The sequence below is a fragment of the Kaistia sp. UC242_56 genome, assembly GCF_044452255.1.
In the GTDB taxonomy this organism is placed as follows: Bacteria; Pseudomonadota; Alphaproteobacteria; order Rhizobiales; family Kaistiaceae; genus Kaistia; species Kaistia defluvii_A.
Map to the genome: position 1 here is coordinate 205,972 of NZ_JBIOAN010000001.1, position 16,842 is coordinate 222,813.

Below are 16,842 nucleotides of genomic sequence, written 5' to 3' on the forward strand. Positions count from 1 at the left end.
CCCGCCGGTCAGTCGCGCGCGTCGTCGAGATGCCGGATGAAGATCACCAGCTTGTGGGCGCCGACATCCCGCTCGACCTCGGTCCAGCCGCGCGCGGCGTAATAGCCGCTCTTTTCCGACACGGCGCAGAGGTAGATGCGGTCGAAGCCGAGCGCGCGGGCCTCGTCGACGATGCGGCGCGACAGCGTCTCGCCCATGCCCTTTCGGCGCTCTTCCGGCTCGACCCAGAGCGCGGCCAGCCAGGGCGTATATTGCGGCCGCTCCTCGACATCGCTGTCGATCAGGATGGCGGAGCCGACGAATTCCTCGCCCCGATGCGCGACGACCCCGAGCGGCACCGCGTCGGTCTTGAACTGGCGCAGATGGCCGAGCAGCGTCGCCAGCGGCTCGCCCGCCTCGCGCCACCAGGCATGCCACATCCTGTCGGCGACGGTGCCGATGAACTCGGAGCGGGCGGCAAGGCTGGAAATCGTCACGTCGGTCACTGGAACTGAGCCCTCAAATCCACGGTGTCGCGCACGCCTATATCGGCAAAATGGGCCTGGAGCCAATCCTCCGCCGCCATCCGGCCGGCGGCCTGCAATTCCTCGAAGAAGGCGCGCGACGTATCGAACTTGGTCGAGGCCGAGAACTTTTCCAGCGCCTTGCCGGCGTCGATTCGATGGACGCGGTTGTGGCGGTAGTGGCCGGGATCGAGCCTGCCCTCGGCCAGCATCCGGTTGACGAAATCGATGCTGCGCAGTTCGCGCAGCAGCGAGGCGTTGAAGGTGATCTCGCTCATCCGCTCGAGGATTTCCTTTGTCGACGTCGGCACGGTGTTTCGCTCGATCGGATTGATCTGCACCAGCAGGATGTCGGCCGTCCGGGTTTCGGTGAAAAACGGGAACAGCGCCGGATTGCCCATGAAGCCGCCGTCCCAATAGGGCTCGCCATCGACCTCGACGGTCTGGAACAGATAGGGCAGGCAGGCCGAGGCCATCACTGCGTCCGCCGTGATGCCGCCATCGGAAAACACCTTGATCTTGCCGGTCTTCACCGCCGTCGCCGAGATGAACAGCCTTGGCGCGGCGCAGGCGCGGACCCGCTCGAAATCGACCATCTCGATGACGATCTCGCGCAGCGGGTTGATGTTCATCGGGTTGAAGCCATAGGGCGAGGAGAAATTCGTCATAGCCTCAATCATGTGGAAGGGCTGCATTGCCGGCACGCGCCAGGAGCCCATCCAGGCGCCGATGAAATCCCGCGCCGAGGCGCCGGGGCGGCCGGCGGCGCTGACCCGCATCCAGAATTCCTGGAGTCGCAGGCGCGCACCCGCTGCGCCATCGCGCGCCATGCCGTCGGCGAGCGCCACGGCGTTCAGCGCGCCGGCGCTGGTGCCCGAAATCGCCTCGAAGCCGAGGCGACCATCCTCCAGCAGCTTGTCCAGCACGCCCCAGGTGAAGGCGCCATGCGCCCCGCCGCCCTGCAGGCCGAGATTGATGATCTTGCGCCCCGGGGCCGCGGCGCTCATGCCGCGGTCCAGCCGCCGTCGATCGACTGCAGCGACCCGGTGATGCTGCGGGCGCCATGGGTGGTCAGGAACAGCGCCAGCGCCGCCACTTCCTCGACCGTGACGAATTCCTTGGTCGGCTGGGCGGCGAGGATCACGTCCTTCTTCACCTGCTCTTCCGTCATGCCGCGCGCCGCGGCGGTGGCCGGGATCTGCTTTTCGACCAGCGGGGTCCAGACATAGCCGGGGCAGATGGCGTTGACGGTGATGCCCTTGTCGGCCACTTCGAGCGCGACCGTCTTGGTGACGCCGGCAATGCCATGCTTCGCCGCGACATAGGCCACCTTGTAGGGCGAGGCGACCAGCGCATGCGCCGACGCGGTCGAGATGATGCGCCCCCAGCCCTTCTCCTTCATCGCCGGCAGCGCCAGGCGGATGGCGTGGAAGGCCGCGGTCAGGTTGAGCGCGATGATCAGGTTCCACTTGTCGACCGGGAATTCGTCGATCGGCGCCACATGCTGCACGCCGGCATTGTTGACCAGCACGTCGATGGCGCCGAATTCCTTCTCGACATCGCCGATCATAGTGGCGATCTCGTCCTCGCGCGTCATGTCGGCGCCGGAATAGCGCACCTCGACGCCGAATTCGGCCGCCAGCTCGGCGCGCAGCTTTTCCGTCGCCACCGGATCGCCGAAGCCGTTCAGCACGACATGCGCGCCGGCTCCGGCCATGGCCCTCGCCATGCCGAGGCCGATGCCGGAAGTCGATCCCGTCACCAGCGCGACCTTGTCCTTCAGATGACCGTCCTTCGACATGAATTCGCTCCGGAATGAATGATAAGGGGTGAGAACCGAGCCAGACGACCATATATTGCGGCGCAGCAGCAAGGGAAGTTGACGTCGGTGTCGCGCCCCGCTCGGCCTTGCGGGCGATCCGTGATAGAACGCGGCGCAGCGGATCCTTGCCCGCGCGCATGAGGATTGGATGACCATGAGCGGAGCCAAGCACGCCACGGCGACCGGAACGGACCAGATCGTGCTCGAACACAGCGACCACGACCACGACCATTGCGCCCGCGACGCGATCGCCCATGCCGAGACGATCTCCGCCGCCGAGGGCCTGCGCTTCACCGAGCAGCGCCGCAAGGTGCTGGCGGCTCTCGCCGAAAGCCATGTCCCCGCCAGCGCCTATGACGTGATCGACCGGCTCGCCGCCGAGGGCCCCCGCCCGGCGCCGGTCTCCGTCTATCGGGCGCTCGAATTCCTGGTCGAACACGGCTTCGCGCACCGGATCGAAAGCCGCAACGGCTATATCGCCTGCTCGCGCGGCCCCGAGGGCCATGACAAGCCCGGCCATGGCGCCGCGACAGTCTTCCTGCTTTGCGAGACTTGCGGCGCCGCCGGCGAGGCCTCGTCGGCCGCACTGACCGAGGCCCTTGCCGCCGTCACCCAGGCGGCCGGTTTCTCGCCCCGCGCGCCGATCATCGAAATTCGCGGCCTCTGCGCCCGCTGCCGCGAGGCTGCGTGATGCCTGGCGATACGCTCCTGCACCTGAGCCCGAAAAGCCATCGCCCGCTTGCGGGAGAGGGTTGGGTGAGGGCCTTGCCTGCAACCGAAGTTCCGAATTCGCGCCTACGGCGCGCCCTCACCCCAGCCCTCTCCCGCATGGCGGGAGAGGGAGCGACAACGCGTGATCTCGCATGAACGAAATCTCTTGCTCCCCCGAATTCACTGCCGGCCCGCTGCCACGCCGCCGCGCCACCTCCGTTCGCGTCGGCAAGGTTCTTGTCGGCGGCGAGGCGCCGGTCGTCGTGCAGTCGATGACCAACACCGACACCGCCGATATTGACGGCACCGTCGCGCAGATCGCAGCCCTTGCCCGCGCCGGGTCGGAACTGGTCCGCATCACCGTCGACCGCGACGAAGCGGCCGCAGCCGTGCCATTCATCAAGGAAAAGCTGCTCGCGCGCCGCATCGACGTGCCGCTGATCGGCGACTTCCACTATATCGGCCACAAGCTCCTGACCGATCACCCGGCCTGTGCCGAGGCACTCGACAAATACCGCATAAATCCCGGCAATGTCGGCTTCGGCGAAAAGCGCGACCGCCAGTTCGCGACGCTGATCGAACTCGCGATAAAATACGACAAGCCGGTGCGCATCGGCGTCAACTGGGGCTCGCTCGACCAGGACCTGCTCACCCGCCTGATGGACGAGAACGCTGCTTCCGCCACGCCGATCTCGGCCGCCGCCGTGATGCGCGAGGCGATCTGCCAGTCGGCCATCCTGTCCGCCAATCTGGCTGAGCAGATCGGCCTGCCGCGCGAAAAGATCATCCTCTCGGCCAAGGTGTCGAACGTGCAGGACCTGATCGCCGTCTATCGCGATCTCGCCCGCCGCTCCGACCATTGCCTGCATCTGGGCCTCACCGAGGCTGGCATGGGCACCAAGGGCATCGTCGCCTCCTCGGCCGCCATGGGCATTTTGCTGCAGGAAGGCATCGGCGACACCATCCGTGTCTCGCTGACGCCGGAGCCAAACGGCGACCGCACCCGCGAGGTGCAGGTGGCGCAGGAACTGCTGCAGACCATGGGGTTCCGCGCCTTCCTGCCGATCGTCGCCGCCTGCCCCGGCTGCGGCCGCACCACCTCGACCGTGTTCCAGGAACTGGCGAGCCGCATCCAGGAAGACATCCGCACGTCGATGCCGGTCTGGCGCGAGCGCTATCCCGGCGTCGAGGCGCTGAAGGTCGCGGTGATGGGCTGCATCGTCAACGGCCCCGGTGAATCGAAGCACGCCGACATCGGCATCTCGCTCCCCGGCACCGGCGAAACCCCGGCCGCGCCCGTCTTCATCGACGGCAAGAAGGCGATCACGCTGCGCGGCCCCGCCATTGCCGAGGATTTCCGCAAGCTCGTGGATGAGTATATCGAGAAGCGGTTTGGGATTGGCGCGAAGGCAGAGGCGCCGGAAGCGGCGGAGTAGGCGCGAACGCCCCCTCCCCGAAAACGCCGAGGCGTTTTCGACCCTCCCTCAAGGGGAGGGTCGAAACGGCCGACGCCCGTTTTGGGGTGGGGACTATCGTTAGCCACACTCCTTTTTCCCCCGTTTACGGCGGCTTCCGTAGAGACTAGATCTGTTGCGTTCGCCCCGTCGTCGAGGATCGATCGTGATCAAGCTTCTGCCGATGCGCCTGTTGTTTGTCCTCGCCATCCTGACCGCGCCGAGCCTGGCGCTCGCGCGGCCGCTTGATGGCACCGTCACCTATCGCGAGCGCATCGCGCTGGACCCCAAGGCGGCCGTCACCGTCACCCTGGTCGATGTCAGCCACGCCGATGCCCCGGCCAAGGTGATCGCCAAGCAGCGCATCCGGCCGCGCGGGCGCCAGGTGCCGATCGAATTCCGCCTGCATTACGCGCCGTCCCGGATCAAGCCCGGGCACCGCTACCAGTTGCAGGCGCGGATCGATCGCGGCGACGATCTGCTGTTCATCAACAAGGAAGCCGTTCCCATCGCGCCGCTCGATACCAAGGGGCCGGTGACGATCACGGTTCAGCCGGTCTCGGATGCGGATGCGCCGGCGCCGGCCGGTGCGAGCAAGCCCACCCAGACCAAGGCTGCCGCCAATCCGGGGCCGGCCGCCCCGCTCCAGGGCACCGAATGGCTGGCCGAGGATATTGGCGGGCGCGGCGTGCTCGACATCGTGCAGTCGACGCTGACCATCGAGGGCGGCGGCAAGATCTCCGGCTCGGGCGGCTGCAACCGCTATTTCGGCACGGTCACGGTCGAGAGCGGCAAGATCAAGGTCGGACCGCTCGGCGCGACTCAGATGGCCTGCGTCCCGGCCCAGATGGACCAGGAGCGGAAATTCCTCGACGCGCTCTCCAACACCCGCGGCTATCGCATCGAGGGTTCGAAGCTCACCCTGCTCGATGCGAACGGCAAGACGCTGGCGCGGCTGGTGCGCAACACCAAGGCCTGAGGCCCGTCGCCGGTCCGCGCGTCAGACCTCGCGGATGGCGACGAAATGGGCGGCGGCGGCCAGCGTCTCCGCACGGTTCCCGAACGGCGCCAGCACGCCTTCCGCCTCGAGGACGAGATCGTCCAGCATGGCGCGCACCGGCGTGACGCCATAGAGGCCGACCAGCGTACCCTTGCCGCGCGACGAATCCTTGCCGGTCGCCTTGCCCAGCGCCTCCGTCGTCGCCGTCTCGTCGAGGATGTCGTCGGCGAGCTGGAAGGCGAGGCCGATGATCTCGCCGAAACGGCGGATGCGCGCCCGGTCATCCGCCGATGCGCGACCGAGAAGGGCGCCGGCCTCGCAGGAAAAGCGGATCAGCGCGCCGGTCTTCATCGCCTGCAACCGGCGGATCGCCACCTCGTCGGGCGTCTCGGTCTCGGCCTGAAGGTCGAGCATCTGCCCGCCGGCCATGCCGCCGAGTCCAGACGCGCGAGCCAGCCCCAGCACCAGGTCGGCCCGGACAAGCGGATCCACATCGGTAGCGGGATCGGCCAGAATGTCGAAGGCCAGCGTCTGCAACGCATCGCCGGCCAGGATCGCGGTCGCCTCGTCGAAGGCGCGATGCACCGTCGGCCGGCCGCGCCTCAGGTCGTCGTCGTCCATGGCCGGAAGGTCATCATGCACCAGGCTGTAGGCGTGCAGGCATTCGAGCGCAGCGCCGACGCGCAGCGCGCCCTCGGTGTCGGCGTCGAACATCCTTGCCGTCTCGATGGCCAGGAAGGCGCGCAGCCGCTTGCCGCCGCCGAGCGTGGCATGGCGCATCGCCTCGACCAGCCGGACCGGCCGGGCGATCTCGCCCTCGCGCGGATTGGAGCCGAGCACGCGATCGAGCGCGCGCTCGACCGCCGTCGCCGCGCCGGAAAGGCGGGCTGCAAAATCATCGTCAAGCCGAACCAAGATTGCCTCATCGATACGCCGGGGTCCCGGAAGCCTTGCCGCGATCGGGAGGCCGGCGTCAAGCTTGGCGTTCAGCAGCGATCCGGGACGACGAGCCTGCCCACCATCGCAAGGGGCAGGCCGTCGGGAGTATCCCGCGATCAGGCCGCTTCGGCGGCTTCGAGGGAGACGGCGACCGACTGGATGATCGCGGCGAAGCGGACCGCGGCCTGGATGATGTCGGACGGCACGTTCGCCTTCTTCAGCACGGCCTCGTGGCTGTCCATGCACATGCCGCAGCCATTGATCGCCGAGACGGCCAGCGACCAGAGCTCGAAATCGACCTTGTCGACGCCGGGGTTGCCGATGACGTTCATGCGCAGCTTGGCCGGCATGGTGCGGTATTCGGGGTTCGAGACCAGATGGCTGAAGCGGTAATAGACGTTGTTCATCGCCATGATCGAGGCTGCCGACTTGGCCGCCGCCAGCACGGCCGGCGCCAGATGCGGCGCAGCTTCCGCCTCGAGCGCCGCCTTCACCACCGGATTGCGGCTGGCGATGCCGCAGGCGACCATCAGGCCGTATTTCTGCTGCGGCGTCAGCGTCTCGTCCGAGGCGAGCGTCGACAGGTTGAGACGGACATCCTTGGCGAAATCCGGAATGCGGGACTTCAGCTGATCGATCGACATGGAAACCCCTAAGGGAGAGAGCGCCTCGAAGGCCGGCGGCCGGCGAAGCGCCTTGGGAAACGGAACGAGACCGGGCGCCCCAGGCCCGCGCTAAGGCGAGCCCGGGGCGTCCGGAAGCCAGGCTCAGGCTGCCAGCGTGGCGCCGCCGACGTCGCGGTTGCAGGCGCAGAGCTCGTCGGTCTGCAGCGCGTCGAGAACGCGCAGCGTGTCCTTCGGATTGCGGCCGACATTGAGGTTGGTCGCGTAGGAATGCTGGATCACGCCATCGGGATCGACGATGTAGGTGACGCGGTAGGCGACGCCATCCGGCGAACGCACGCCGAGGCCGTCGACCAGCGAGCCATTGGTGTCGGCGAAGTTCCAGATCGGCAGCTTGTCCAGATCCTTGTGGTCGCGGCGCCAGGCAAGCTTGACGAACTCGTTGTCGGTGGAGCCGCCGAGCACGACGGCGTCGCGATCCTCGAAATCACCCGACAGGCGGGCAAATTCGGCGATCTCGGTCGGGCAGACGAAGGTGAAGTCCTTCGGGTAGAAGAAGATCACCTTCCACTTGCCGGGGAAGCTTTTCTCGGTCAGCGTCTCGAAGGCGCTCTCGCCATTTTCTTCGTGGCTGTTGAAGCCGGGCTTCACGCCGGTCACGGAAAATTCGGGCAGCTTGTCGCCAATGCCGAGCATTTTTCTCTCCTGTCACGATGGGGATCGTGTTGTGAATTTCCGCAGTGCAGCTAACCCCGGAGAGTCGCTGCTGCATGTGCGAATGGATCTCACGCGGGAGCGGTTCGGTCAAATCGTAATAACCGGAGTTTGGCATCGGAAATCCCGATTGCCGCTTCCACAACCTGCGGCTATAGCAGGCGCCATGCTTTTGCCGACGCTCCGCCAGATGCAGTATTTCGTCGCCCTCGCCGAGACCGGTTCGTTCAGCCGGGCAGCGAACGCCTGCCATGTCACGCAATCCACGCTTTCGGACGCCATCCGCCAGCTGGAGGAAACGGTCGGCGTGTCGCTGATCGACCGCTCTAACCGGACGATGGCGCTGACGGCGGCGGGCGAGGAGGCGGTGCGGCGCATGAAGGCGCTGCTGGTCGACGCGCGCGAGATGGTCGACGCGGCGCGCTCGAGCCAGGCGCCGCTTTCCGGCCGAATCCGCCTGGGCGTCATCCCGTCGATCGCGCCCTATTTCCTGCCGCGCGCCCTCCCCGAGCTGCGCCGCGCCTATCCCGATCTGCGCCTCCATCTGCGCGAGGACCTGACACGGACGCTGCTGGATGATTTGCGGGGCGGCCGGCTCGACATCTGCCTGATCGCCTTTCCGGTCCAGACCGAGGGGCTGGCGACGGAAATCATCGCCGAGGACAGCCTGCTGCTCGCCGTCGATGCCGGCCACCGGCTCGCCGGCCGCAAGAGCGTGCAGCGCGAGGAACTGGCGGAGGAGACGCTGCTGCTGCTGGAGGACGGCCACTGCCTGCGCGATCATATCCGCGCCGTGGCGCCTGGCCTCGCCGACCGGCAGAACGAGGAGATCCGGGCCTCCAGCCTGACTACCCTCGTCCATATGGTGGATAACCAGCTCGGCATCACCTTCCTGCCGCGGATCGCCGTCGAGGCGGGCATCCTGTCGGGAACCGACATCAAGCTTTCCGAACTCGACGGCAAGGCGGCGCGGCGCTCGCTCGGCCTCGTCTGGCGCAACGGATCAAGCCGCGAGGCCGATTTCCGCCTGCTCGCCGGCTTCCTGCGCCAGTTCGCCATCGAGCCCGTCCGCGATCGAGCCGCACTGGATCCCGCATGACCTTCCAACTGCCGGCCGCCCTCTCCCGACCGTTTGCAGGCCGCAAGGGCCTCGTCACAGGTATCGCCAAAGTGTTTGCCCTCCTCGTTGCCCTGCCCCTGATCCTGACGCCGATCTATTCCGTCGTGCCGCCGGTCTCGACGCTGATGCTGTGGTCGGGCCTCACGGGACAGGGGATGAAACGGGACTGGGTGCCCTTCGACGAGATCTCCCCGAACCTCGTCAACTCGGTGATCATGTCCGAAGACGGCCAGTTCTGCTCGCATTGGGGCGTCGACTGGGGCGCGCTCAACGCGGTGCTCGACCGCGAGGGCGGACCTTCGCGAGGCGCCAGCACGATCGCGATGCAGACGGTGAAGAACCTGTTCCTGTGGTCGTCGCGCTCCTACATCCGCAAGGGGCTGGAGATTCCGCTCGCCTATTACGCCGATTTCATCCTGTCGAAGCGGCGGGTGATGGAGATCTACCTGAACATCGCGGAATGGGGGCCGGGCCTGTTCGGCGCCGAGGCGGCATCGCAGTTCTATTTCAACAAGCCGGCCTCCAAGCTGACGCCGCGCCAGGCGGCGCTGCTGACCGCGGCGCTGCCCAACCCGATCACCCGCAATCCGGCCAAGCCGACGCGCTACCTGAACAGCCGCGCGCGCAACATCGAGACCCGCGCCCGCGCCGCCCGCGACTATGTCGGCTGTCTTTAGGACACCGCGTCCGGATCGGCGATGACGCTGACATGGGCGGCGACCACGCGCCAGCCGGCCGGCGTACGGATCCAGGTCTGCATCTGCCGCCCGACCTTGCCGGGCGCATTGTCGCGCCGGAACAGTGTCGAGGCCGTGCCGAAATCGCGGCCATAGGTCGTCACCACCGTGCGCTCGAGGGCGCGGGCGAGACCTGCCGGCGAACGGCCGGCCCGAAACGCCTGGATCTCGGCAAAGCCATAGAGATTTTCGCCGCCGCCATACCGGATCGTCGTCGGCGCGGCGTGGAACAGCCCGTCCAGCACCTCGACATCGTTGGTCACCAACGCTGTTTCGTAGCGGGCGAAGGCGGCTTGCAGCTCGGCCTTCACCTCGGGGATGTCGATTTCCATGGTCAAAAGTCCTTCTAGGGCGGGGTCGGCCGGGAAAATTGCACAGAAGCCCGGCCCGCGCATGCGCAAATCCGGGGCAGCGAGCGCTCTAAAACCGACCAGCCATATGGCCTAACCATCCTCGCGCGGTATAACGGTGGCCCGCTCTTTCATTCCTCAAGATCGGCTTCATCGCTGAACGTCCTGGAGATTGTCTATGCCGCTCGACACTGCTGCCCCTTTCGCGCTGCCCGAGGATGCCGAGGCCGCCACGCTGGTTGGCCGCGTCTTCCGCCCCGATGTCGACGGCCCGTCGGTCGTGGCGCTGCGCGATGGCCAGTTGATCGACATCACCGCGTCGGTCGTCACCATGCGTGACCTTTGCGAAGATCAGGATCCGGCCCGCGTCGCCGCGACCGCCGATGGCGAGTTCGTCGGCAGCTTCGAGGAGATCCTCGCCAACACGCCGCTCGCCAATCGCGACCCGTCCAAGCCCTATCTGATCGCGCCGATCGACCTGCAGGCCGTCAAGGCCGCCGGCGTCACCTTCGTCGTCTCGATGCTGGAGCGCGTGATCGAGGAGCAGGCGCGCGGCCTGCCCGAGCGCGCCACCGCGATCCGTTCCGAGATCCTCTCGACCATCGGCGACGACCTGGCGGCGTTGCGCCCCGGTTCCGAGCAGGCGGCAGCGCTGAAGAAGCTGCTGATCGAGAAGGGCATGTGGTCGCAATATCTCGAAGTCGGCATCGGCCCGGACGCGGAGATCTTCTCCAAGGCGCAGCCCATGTCGGCCGTCGGCCACCTGGCCGAGATCGGCATCCATCCGATTTCGACCTGGAACAATCCCGAGCCGGAAGTCGTGCTGGTCGTCTCCTCGACCGGCAAGATCGTCGGCGCGACGCTCGGCAACGACGTCAACCTGCGCGATGTCGAGGGCCGCTCGGCCCTGCTGCTGTCGAAGGCCAAGGACAACAATGCCAGCGCCTCGATCGGCCCGATGATCCGCCTGTTCGATGGCGGCTTCTCGCTCGACGACGTGCGGGCGACGGAAGTCCGTCTGACGGTCGACGGCGAGACCGACGGTTTCCGCATGGATGGCGGCAGCGCCATGTCGAAGATCAGCCGTGACCCGGAGGACCTGGTCAAGCAGACCATTGGCCGGAACCACCAGTATCCGGATGGCTTCGTGCTCTATCTCGGCACGATGTTCGCGCCGGTTCAGGACCGCGACGGCCCGGGCCAGGGCTTCACGCACAAGGTCGGCGACATCGTCACGATCAGCGCGCCGAAGCTGGGCAGCCTGTCGAACCGCGTCGTCCTCTGCCCCGATGCCGAGCCCTGGACCTTCGGCACGGCGGCGCTGATGCGCAACCTCGCCGGCCGCGGCCTGCTCTGAGGCATGAATAACCGGCCCTCCCTTCGGGGAGGGTCGGGCTTCGGTTTGCGGGCTGTCTCGCGGCGGACCCGGGCTTTGCCCCCCTGAGGAGCGCTCCGCACGGCCGCCAACCTGTGTCTTGCCCGTCTCGATTTCAACATCCTGAGGAGGCTTGCGGAGCAAGCCGTCTCGAAGGACGCACAGTCTGAGGGGCAAGCCTTCACGCCACAGTCGCTCTGCGTGCTTCGAGACGGCCCTCCGGGCCTCCTCAGCATGTTGAGGATGGTGTCGGATGAGATCGCGCTGAACAAGAGCCTGCCCCGGGCCTGATCCGAGGTCCAGGCCACAAGGCCTCCGGTTGAGTGTCTATGACGTTACCGGATTGTTCCCTAGACCCTTACCCCGAACTTCGCTCTGACTTCTCCGTCAGGAGAGGAGAAGGCAGCCCGACCCGGTCAGGCGATCGCCATCTCGGCCCTGCCCTCGTCGAACTGGTAGCGATAGAGCTTCTCGTAGACGCCGCCCATGCGGACGAGTTCGGGATGCGTGCCGATTTCCACGACACGGCCGCGCTCGATCACGGCGATCTTGTCCGCGCTCAGGATCGTCGCCAGGCGGTGGGCGATGACGATCGTCGTGCGGCCTTCGACCAGCTTGTCCAGGGCGATCTGGATCATGCGCTCGGATTCGGAATCCAGCGCCGAGGTCGCCTCGTCCAGCAGCAGGATCGGCGCGTTCTTCAGGATGGCGCGGGCGATCGCCAGGCGCTGGCGCTGGCCACCGGAAAGCTGCACGCCGTTCTCGCCGACATGGCTGTCATAGCCCTTGGGCAGATTGCGGATGAAGCCATCGGCAAACGCATCCACCGCCGCGGCCTCGACCTCCTCGTCGGTCGCGTCGAGGCGGCCGATGCGGATGTTGTCGCGCACGGTGCCGGAGAACAGGAACACATCCTGGCTGACGAAGGCGATGTGGTGCCGCAGCGAGCCGACCGAGACGGTGCGGATATCCTGGTCGTCGACCCGGACGGAGCCTTCCTGCACGTCGTAGAAGCGCTGCACCAGCGACAGGATAGTCGATTTGCCGCCGCCGGACGGGCCGACCAACGCCAGGCGCTGGCCGTGATCGACCGAAAGATTGATGCCCGACAGCACCTTATCGACCGGGCGGTAGCCGAAGCCGACATCGATCAGCTCGATCTTGCCGCGGGTGAGTTGCAGCGGCGGGTGGTCGTCGGTCTCGGTCACGCTCGGCGGATGGTCGAGGATGTTGAACAGCGCACGAACCGGCGCCAGGCTTTCCGCGATGCCGACATTGAGGCGCGCCAGGCGCTTGGCCGGTTCATAGGCCAGCAGCAGGGCGGTGATGAAGGACATGAACTCGCCCGGCGTCTTGCCGGCCGAGATGGTCGCCCAACCGGCATAGAGGATGACCAGGCCAATCGAGATGCCGCCGAGCGATTCCATCAGCGGGCTGGTGCGCGCCTGCAGCTGCGACACCTTGTTGGCGCGCTGCTCGACGGAGGAAACGGCGGTCACCATGCGCGTGCGCATGTGGTCGCTGAGGCCGAACGCCTTGACGATCTTGGCGCCCTGAACGGTTTCCTGGATGATCGAGATGATCTGCGTGCTGGAGGCGAACTCCTGCTTGGCGATAGCGCGGATGCGCTTCACCAGCTTGGAAACGCTGATGATCGCGATGGGGGCCACCAGCAGCGCGATGATCGACATCAGCGGCGCCTGGTAGACCATCACGAAGATCAGGCCGAGCAGCGTCACCAGATCGCGGCCGAGGCTGAGGACGATGGTGTCGAGGATCGAGCGAATGGCGTTCGAACCGCCCGAGATCGACATGATCAGTTCGCTGGACGCGCGATCATTGTAGAAATCGAGGCCGAAACGCAGGCAGCGATCGTAGAAGCGCTTCTGGTTCTCGGCGACGATTCGATTGCCGATCCGGCTCTGCACCACCACCTGGCCATAGGTCGCGAAGCCCTTGACGATGAAGATCGCCATGACGCCGAACGACAGGATCCACAGCATCTCGACGCTCTGCGCGACGAAGATCTGGTTGACGACGTCGCGCATGATCCAGGCGGAAAGCGAGGTCATGGCCGCGACGATGAAGAGGAACAGGAAGGAGATCATGTACCCCTTCCGGTGATCGCGGAAGTTGGCGCGCAGAATGCGCACGACAACACCGACCGTTCCCTCGTCGTTGTTGATGATCGCGCGGTAGAAATCGCCCCAACGCCGCAAATTCAGCTTTCCGTCTTCGGAAGGCAGTGGGGACTTGGGAAGCACTTTCGCTTCGGGCTGGGTCATGTGCACGCGATCCGGCGCCAGATAGGCGCGCGCGGACCTCTGCTCCGTCCTGTTGTTGACAGCGCCTTTTATCGGCTGCGGGGACCTGTGTCCACAAAGGGGCCTGCGACGGATGCGAACGGCCCCGCGCCGCAAGCCTCGCCGGCAGGATTGTCTTCATCATGCCGGAGGCTCGTCGCTCGTTGCCTCTGGCATTTCCAGCCCGGGTATCGGATCGTGACCGGGTTCACCGGCGCGTCTCCAGGACCGCGCCGAGGCTTCTCGATCGATCGTCCCGAAAGGATCTTCCCATGACGCAGCGGGCAATCCGCGCCCCCGCCATGACGTTTCGGGGCGACCCGTTCCATCTCGCCCCCGGCGAGGCGCTGCAATACTGGCCGGATGCGCTGATCCTCATCGAGGACGGCAAGTTCCTGCGCATCGACGATGCCGAATCGGGGCTCGCCGTCCTCCCCGGGGATGTCGCCCTCACACATTACCCGGACGCTCTGATCTGCCCCGGCTTCATCGACGCGCATGTGCACTACCCGCAGATGCAGATGATCGGCGCCTTCGGGGCCGGGCTGCTCGAATGGCTCGACAAATATACCTTCGTCGCCGAGCAGGATTTTGCGGATGCCGCCCACGCGCGCGACGTGGCGAAGCGCTTCCTGCGCGAGCTGCTACGGGCCGGCACGACGACCGCTTCGGTCTATTGCACCGTCCACCCACAATCCGTCGACGCGCTGTTCGAGGAATCGGTGCGCTTCAACACGCGCATGATCGCCGGCAAGGTGATGATGGACCGCAATGCGCCGGAAGCCCTGCTCGATACGGCCGAGAGCGGCTACGCGCAATCGAAAGCCCTGATCGAGAAATGGCACGGCCGGGGCCGCCAGCTCTACTGCATCACGCCGCGCTTCGCGCCGTCCTCGACCGAGGCGCAACTCGAAGCCGCCGGCCGCCTCTGGCGCGAGCATCCCGGCACCTATGTCCAGACGCATCTCTCCGAAAACCAGGGCGAGATCGAATGGGTCCGGCAACTCTTCCCCGAGCGCTCCAGCTATCTCGACGTCTATGACCATGCCGGCCTGACGGGCCCGCGCGCCATCTTCGGCCACGCCGTGCATATGGAGGAAGAAGACTTCGCCTGCTGCCACCGCACCGGCTCGGCGCTGGCGCACTGCCCGACCTCCAACCTGTTCCTCGGCAGCGGGCTGTTCCGGATGTTCGACGCCAAGAAAGTCGAGCGCCCGGTCCGGGTGGGCTTGGGCACGGATATCGGCGCCGGCACCAGTTTCTCGCAGTTGCAGACGCTGGGCGAGGCCTACAAGGTGGCGAAGCTCGGCGGTCATGCGCTGACGGCCGAGCAGGGCTTCTATCTCGCGACGCGCGGCGGCGCGGAAGCGCTGCGGCTGGACGACCGGATAGGCTCGCTCGCTCCCGGCTACGAGGCGGATTTCGTCGTGCTCGACTTGAAGGCGACGCCGCTGCTGGAATTCCGCCTGTCGCATGCCCGCGACCTCGCCGAGACGCTGTTCGTGCTGATGACGCTGGGCGACGACCGCGCCATCCGCGCCACCTACATAGCCGGCGAGCCGGTCTATGAGCGCGACCGGGCGGAGAGCTTTGTCTATCCGGAGCCGACGCCTTAGGTTTCAAGGGAAGCCCCTCACCCTGCCCTCTCCCGCGAGCGGGCGAGGGTTTCGGCCTGCGGACCTCATCGACGCGGGACTTCCATGAGCACCGATGGGGCCCCTCTCCCGCCAGCGGTAGAGGGCTGGGGTGAAGGTCTTCGCCTACCCCGGTACCGTCACGCCGCCATTCGCGACAATGTCGCGATAGGTGTCGAAGCTGCGTTTCGGCGTCCGCTTCTGGGTGTCGAAATCGACATGCACGAGGCCGAAGCGGCGGCCATAGCCGTGCAGCCACTCGAAATTGTCGAACAGGCTCCAGACCATGTAGCCGCGCAGATCGACGCCGTTTTCCTTCGCTTTCAGCGCGGCCTCGATGTGGCGGCGGATATAGTTGGCGCGGCGCGGGTCGTGCACCGTGTCGCCGTCCATCACCTCGTCGGAGGGGCCGAAGCCAGCGCCGTTCTCGGTGATGTAGATCGCGGGATTGTCGTATTCGTCGCGGATGCGCTCGAGCAGCCGGCGCAGGTAGTCCGGCCGCACCGGACCGTTGAAGGCGGCGGGCTCCGGGTCCGGATTGGTGTTCATCCAGTCATAGCCGAGCGGCGCGGAATCCGCCTGGCGCACAAAAGCCGGCGCATAGAAATTGACGCCGAGGAAATCGGGCTTGTTGGCGGCGAGAATGGCGAAATCGGCCTCGAATGGCGCGAATTCGGGGCTGAGCTGGCGGAACAGCGTCATCACCTCGATCGGATAGCGCCCCTTGAACAGGGCGTCCAGACACCAGCGATTGATGACGGCATCGGCCAAAGCCGCGGCCTTGATGTCCTCGGACTTGCCGGGATTTTCCGGGATGGTGGGCATCAGCGGCAGCGCCACGCCGATCTCGCCGCGATAGCCGGCGGCGCGAAAATCGCCGATCGTCTCGGCGCTGGCGACCAGCCAGTGATGCAGCGCCATCGCCTGGTGGCCATATTGCGCATCGGTGATGGCGAAGGGGCTGCCGACGCCGGACTTGATGTTCTCGATCATCGGCTCGATCAGGAAGAGATCGATGAACGGCTCGTTGAAGGTGATGAACTTCGACACCTTGGCGCCGAGTGCCTCGCGGACCACGCTGGCATAATTGCGGAACCAGCCGACTGATTCCCGATTTTGCCAGCCGCCGCGATCGTCCAGCGCCCGGGGCAGGTCCCAGTGATAGAGGGTGACGATCGGCTCGATGCCGGCTTCCAGCAGGTCGACGACGAATTGCTGGTAATGCGCGATGCCCGCCTCGTTGACCCGCCCGACGCCATCGGGAAGGATCCGCGCCCAGGAGAGCGAGAAGCGGTAGCAATTGATGCCGAGTTCGCGCATCAGCGCGATGTCCTGGAGATATTGCGCCCGGTCATAGGCGTTGATCGCGACGTTGCCGGTCTCGTGCTTGCCGGTCACGGTCTCGGTCGCGCGGTAGACGTTGGTGTAGAGATCCCAGTTCGACAGGCCCTTGCCGTCGGCCTGCCATGCGCCTTCAACCTGATAGGCGGCGCTGGCCGCGCCCCAGAGGAACTTCGTCGAAACCATCAAGGCGCTCCTTTTCATGCCGCCTCCCGG

The 16,842-nt window shown here is 66.3% G+C and carries 16 protein-coding genes; 7 read left to right on the top strand and 9 right to left on the bottom strand.

Annotated elements, in window-relative coordinates:
- Positions 1 to 8: 8 nt before the first annotated feature.
- Genes ACHMWQ_RS01020 through ACHMWQ_RS01030 form a run of 3 tightly spaced genes read right to left on the bottom strand, consistent with a single transcriptional unit; the run spans position 9 to position 2,304 of the window.
- Entirely contained in the window at positions 9 to 485 is a 477-nt protein-coding gene (locus ACHMWQ_RS01020; protein ID WP_396306056.1) for a GNAT family N-acetyltransferase, read from the bottom strand.
- The gene (locus ACHMWQ_RS01025; protein ID WP_396306057.1) at positions 482 to 1,510 is read right to left on the bottom strand and encodes a patatin-like phospholipase family protein; all 1,029 of its coding nucleotides are present in this window, start codon (positions 1,508 to 1,510) and stop codon (positions 482 to 484) included. The genes ACHMWQ_RS01020 and ACHMWQ_RS01025 overlap by 4 nt, the downstream gene beginning before the upstream one ends.
- On the bottom strand, positions 1,507 to 2,304 hold the full coding sequence (locus ACHMWQ_RS01030) for a 3-hydroxybutyrate dehydrogenase (RefSeq protein ID WP_396306058.1): 798 nt from the start codon (positions 2,302 to 2,304) through the stop codon (positions 1,507 to 1,509). Before ACHMWQ_RS01030 ends, ACHMWQ_RS01025 begins: the two co-directional genes overlap by 4 nt.
- Positions 2,305 to 2,479: 175 nt before the next feature.
- Between ACHMWQ_RS01030 and ACHMWQ_RS01035 the strand changes: the two genes are divergently transcribed.
- From ACHMWQ_RS01035 to ACHMWQ_RS01045, 3 genes are all read left to right on the top strand, one after another.
- Complete coding sequence (locus ACHMWQ_RS01035; RefSeq protein WP_396306059.1) at positions 2,480 to 3,016, top strand: transcriptional repressor; 537 nt, start codon at positions 2,480 to 2,482, stop codon at positions 3,014 to 3,016.
- Positions 3,017 to 3,188: 172 nt separating this feature from the next.
- Complete coding sequence (gene ispG / locus ACHMWQ_RS01040; protein ID WP_396306060.1) at positions 3,189 to 4,472, top strand: flavodoxin-dependent (E)-4-hydroxy-3-methylbut-2-enyl-diphosphate synthase; 1,284 nt, start codon at positions 3,189 to 3,191, stop codon at positions 4,470 to 4,472.
- A gap of 184 nt (positions 4,473 to 4,656) precedes the next feature.
- Positions 4,657 to 5,469 (top strand): YbaY family lipoprotein, encoded by an 813-nt coding sequence (locus ACHMWQ_RS01045; protein ID WP_396306061.1) that lies wholly within the window; start codon positions 4,657 to 4,659, stop codon positions 5,467 to 5,469.
- Positions 5,470 to 5,490: 21 nt separating this feature from the next.
- Here the strand turns inward: ACHMWQ_RS01045 and ACHMWQ_RS01050 are convergent, their stop codons facing one another.
- From ACHMWQ_RS01050 to ACHMWQ_RS01060, 3 genes are all read right to left on the bottom strand, one after another.
- Positions 5,491 to 6,405 (bottom strand): polyprenyl synthetase family protein, encoded by a 915-nt coding sequence (locus ACHMWQ_RS01050; protein ID WP_396306062.1) that lies wholly within the window; start codon positions 6,403 to 6,405, stop codon positions 5,491 to 5,493.
- A gap of 140 nt (positions 6,406 to 6,545) precedes the next feature.
- The gene (locus ACHMWQ_RS01055) at positions 6,546 to 7,073 is read right to left on the bottom strand and encodes a carboxymuconolactone decarboxylase family protein (protein WP_354553820.1); all 528 of its coding nucleotides are present in this window, start codon (positions 7,071 to 7,073) and stop codon (positions 6,546 to 6,548) included.
- A 123-nt stretch (positions 7,074 to 7,196) separates the two neighbouring features.
- Positions 7,197 to 7,748 (bottom strand): peroxiredoxin, encoded by a 552-nt coding sequence (locus ACHMWQ_RS01060; protein ID WP_266331455.1) that lies wholly within the window; start codon positions 7,746 to 7,748, stop codon positions 7,197 to 7,199.
- A 184-nt stretch (positions 7,749 to 7,932) separates the two neighbouring features.
- Between ACHMWQ_RS01060 and ACHMWQ_RS01065 the strand changes: the two genes are divergently transcribed.
- Together ACHMWQ_RS01065 and mtgA are read left to right on the top strand one after the other, a co-directional pair.
- The gene (locus ACHMWQ_RS01065; RefSeq protein ID WP_396306063.1) at positions 7,933 to 8,865 is read left to right on the top strand and encodes a hydrogen peroxide-inducible genes activator; all 933 of its coding nucleotides are present in this window, start codon (positions 7,933 to 7,935) and stop codon (positions 8,863 to 8,865) included.
- A complete protein-coding gene (mtgA, locus tag ACHMWQ_RS01070; RefSeq protein ID WP_354553824.1) occupies positions 8,862 to 9,563 on the top strand; it encodes a monofunctional biosynthetic peptidoglycan transglycosylase in 702 nt (233 codons plus the stop codon). Before ACHMWQ_RS01065 ends, mtgA begins: the two co-directional genes overlap by 4 nt.
- On the opposite strand, the gene hpxZ is transcribed toward mtgA, so the two are convergent.
- The gene (gene hpxZ, locus ACHMWQ_RS01075) at positions 9,560 to 9,955 is read right to left on the bottom strand and encodes an oxalurate catabolism protein HpxZ (RefSeq protein ID WP_396306064.1); all 396 of its coding nucleotides are present in this window, start codon (positions 9,953 to 9,955) and stop codon (positions 9,560 to 9,562) included. The two genes, mtgA and hpxZ, sit on opposite strands and share 4 nt — an antisense overlap.
- 196 nt (positions 9,956 to 10,151) lie before the next feature.
- Between hpxZ and ACHMWQ_RS01080 the strand changes: the two genes are divergently transcribed.
- Entirely contained in the window at positions 10,152 to 11,330 is a 1,179-nt protein-coding gene (locus tag ACHMWQ_RS01080; protein ID WP_354553827.1) for a fumarylacetoacetate hydrolase family protein, read from the top strand.
- Positions 11,331 to 11,764: 434 nt separating this feature from the next.
- Here the strand turns inward: ACHMWQ_RS01080 and ACHMWQ_RS01085 are convergent, their stop codons facing one another.
- The gene (locus ACHMWQ_RS01085; RefSeq protein ID WP_396306065.1) at positions 11,765 to 13,633 is read right to left on the bottom strand and encodes an ABC transporter ATP-binding protein; all 1,869 of its coding nucleotides are present in this window, start codon (positions 13,631 to 13,633) and stop codon (positions 11,765 to 11,767) included.
- 290 nt (positions 13,634 to 13,923) lie between these two features.
- On the opposite strand from ACHMWQ_RS01085, the gene guaD reads away from it, so the two are divergent.
- On the top strand, positions 13,924 to 15,267 hold the full coding sequence (gene guaD / locus ACHMWQ_RS01090) for a guanine deaminase (RefSeq protein WP_396306066.1): 1,344 nt from the start codon (positions 13,924 to 13,926) through the stop codon (positions 15,265 to 15,267).
- A gap of 144 nt (positions 15,268 to 15,411) precedes the next feature.
- Here guaD and ACHMWQ_RS01095 read toward each other — a convergent pair whose 3' ends face one another.
- Complete coding sequence (locus tag ACHMWQ_RS01095) at positions 15,412 to 16,812, bottom strand: glycoside hydrolase family 1 protein (protein ID WP_396306067.1); 1,401 nt, start codon at positions 16,810 to 16,812, stop codon at positions 15,412 to 15,414.
- Positions 16,813 to 16,842: the final 30 nt, after the last annotated feature.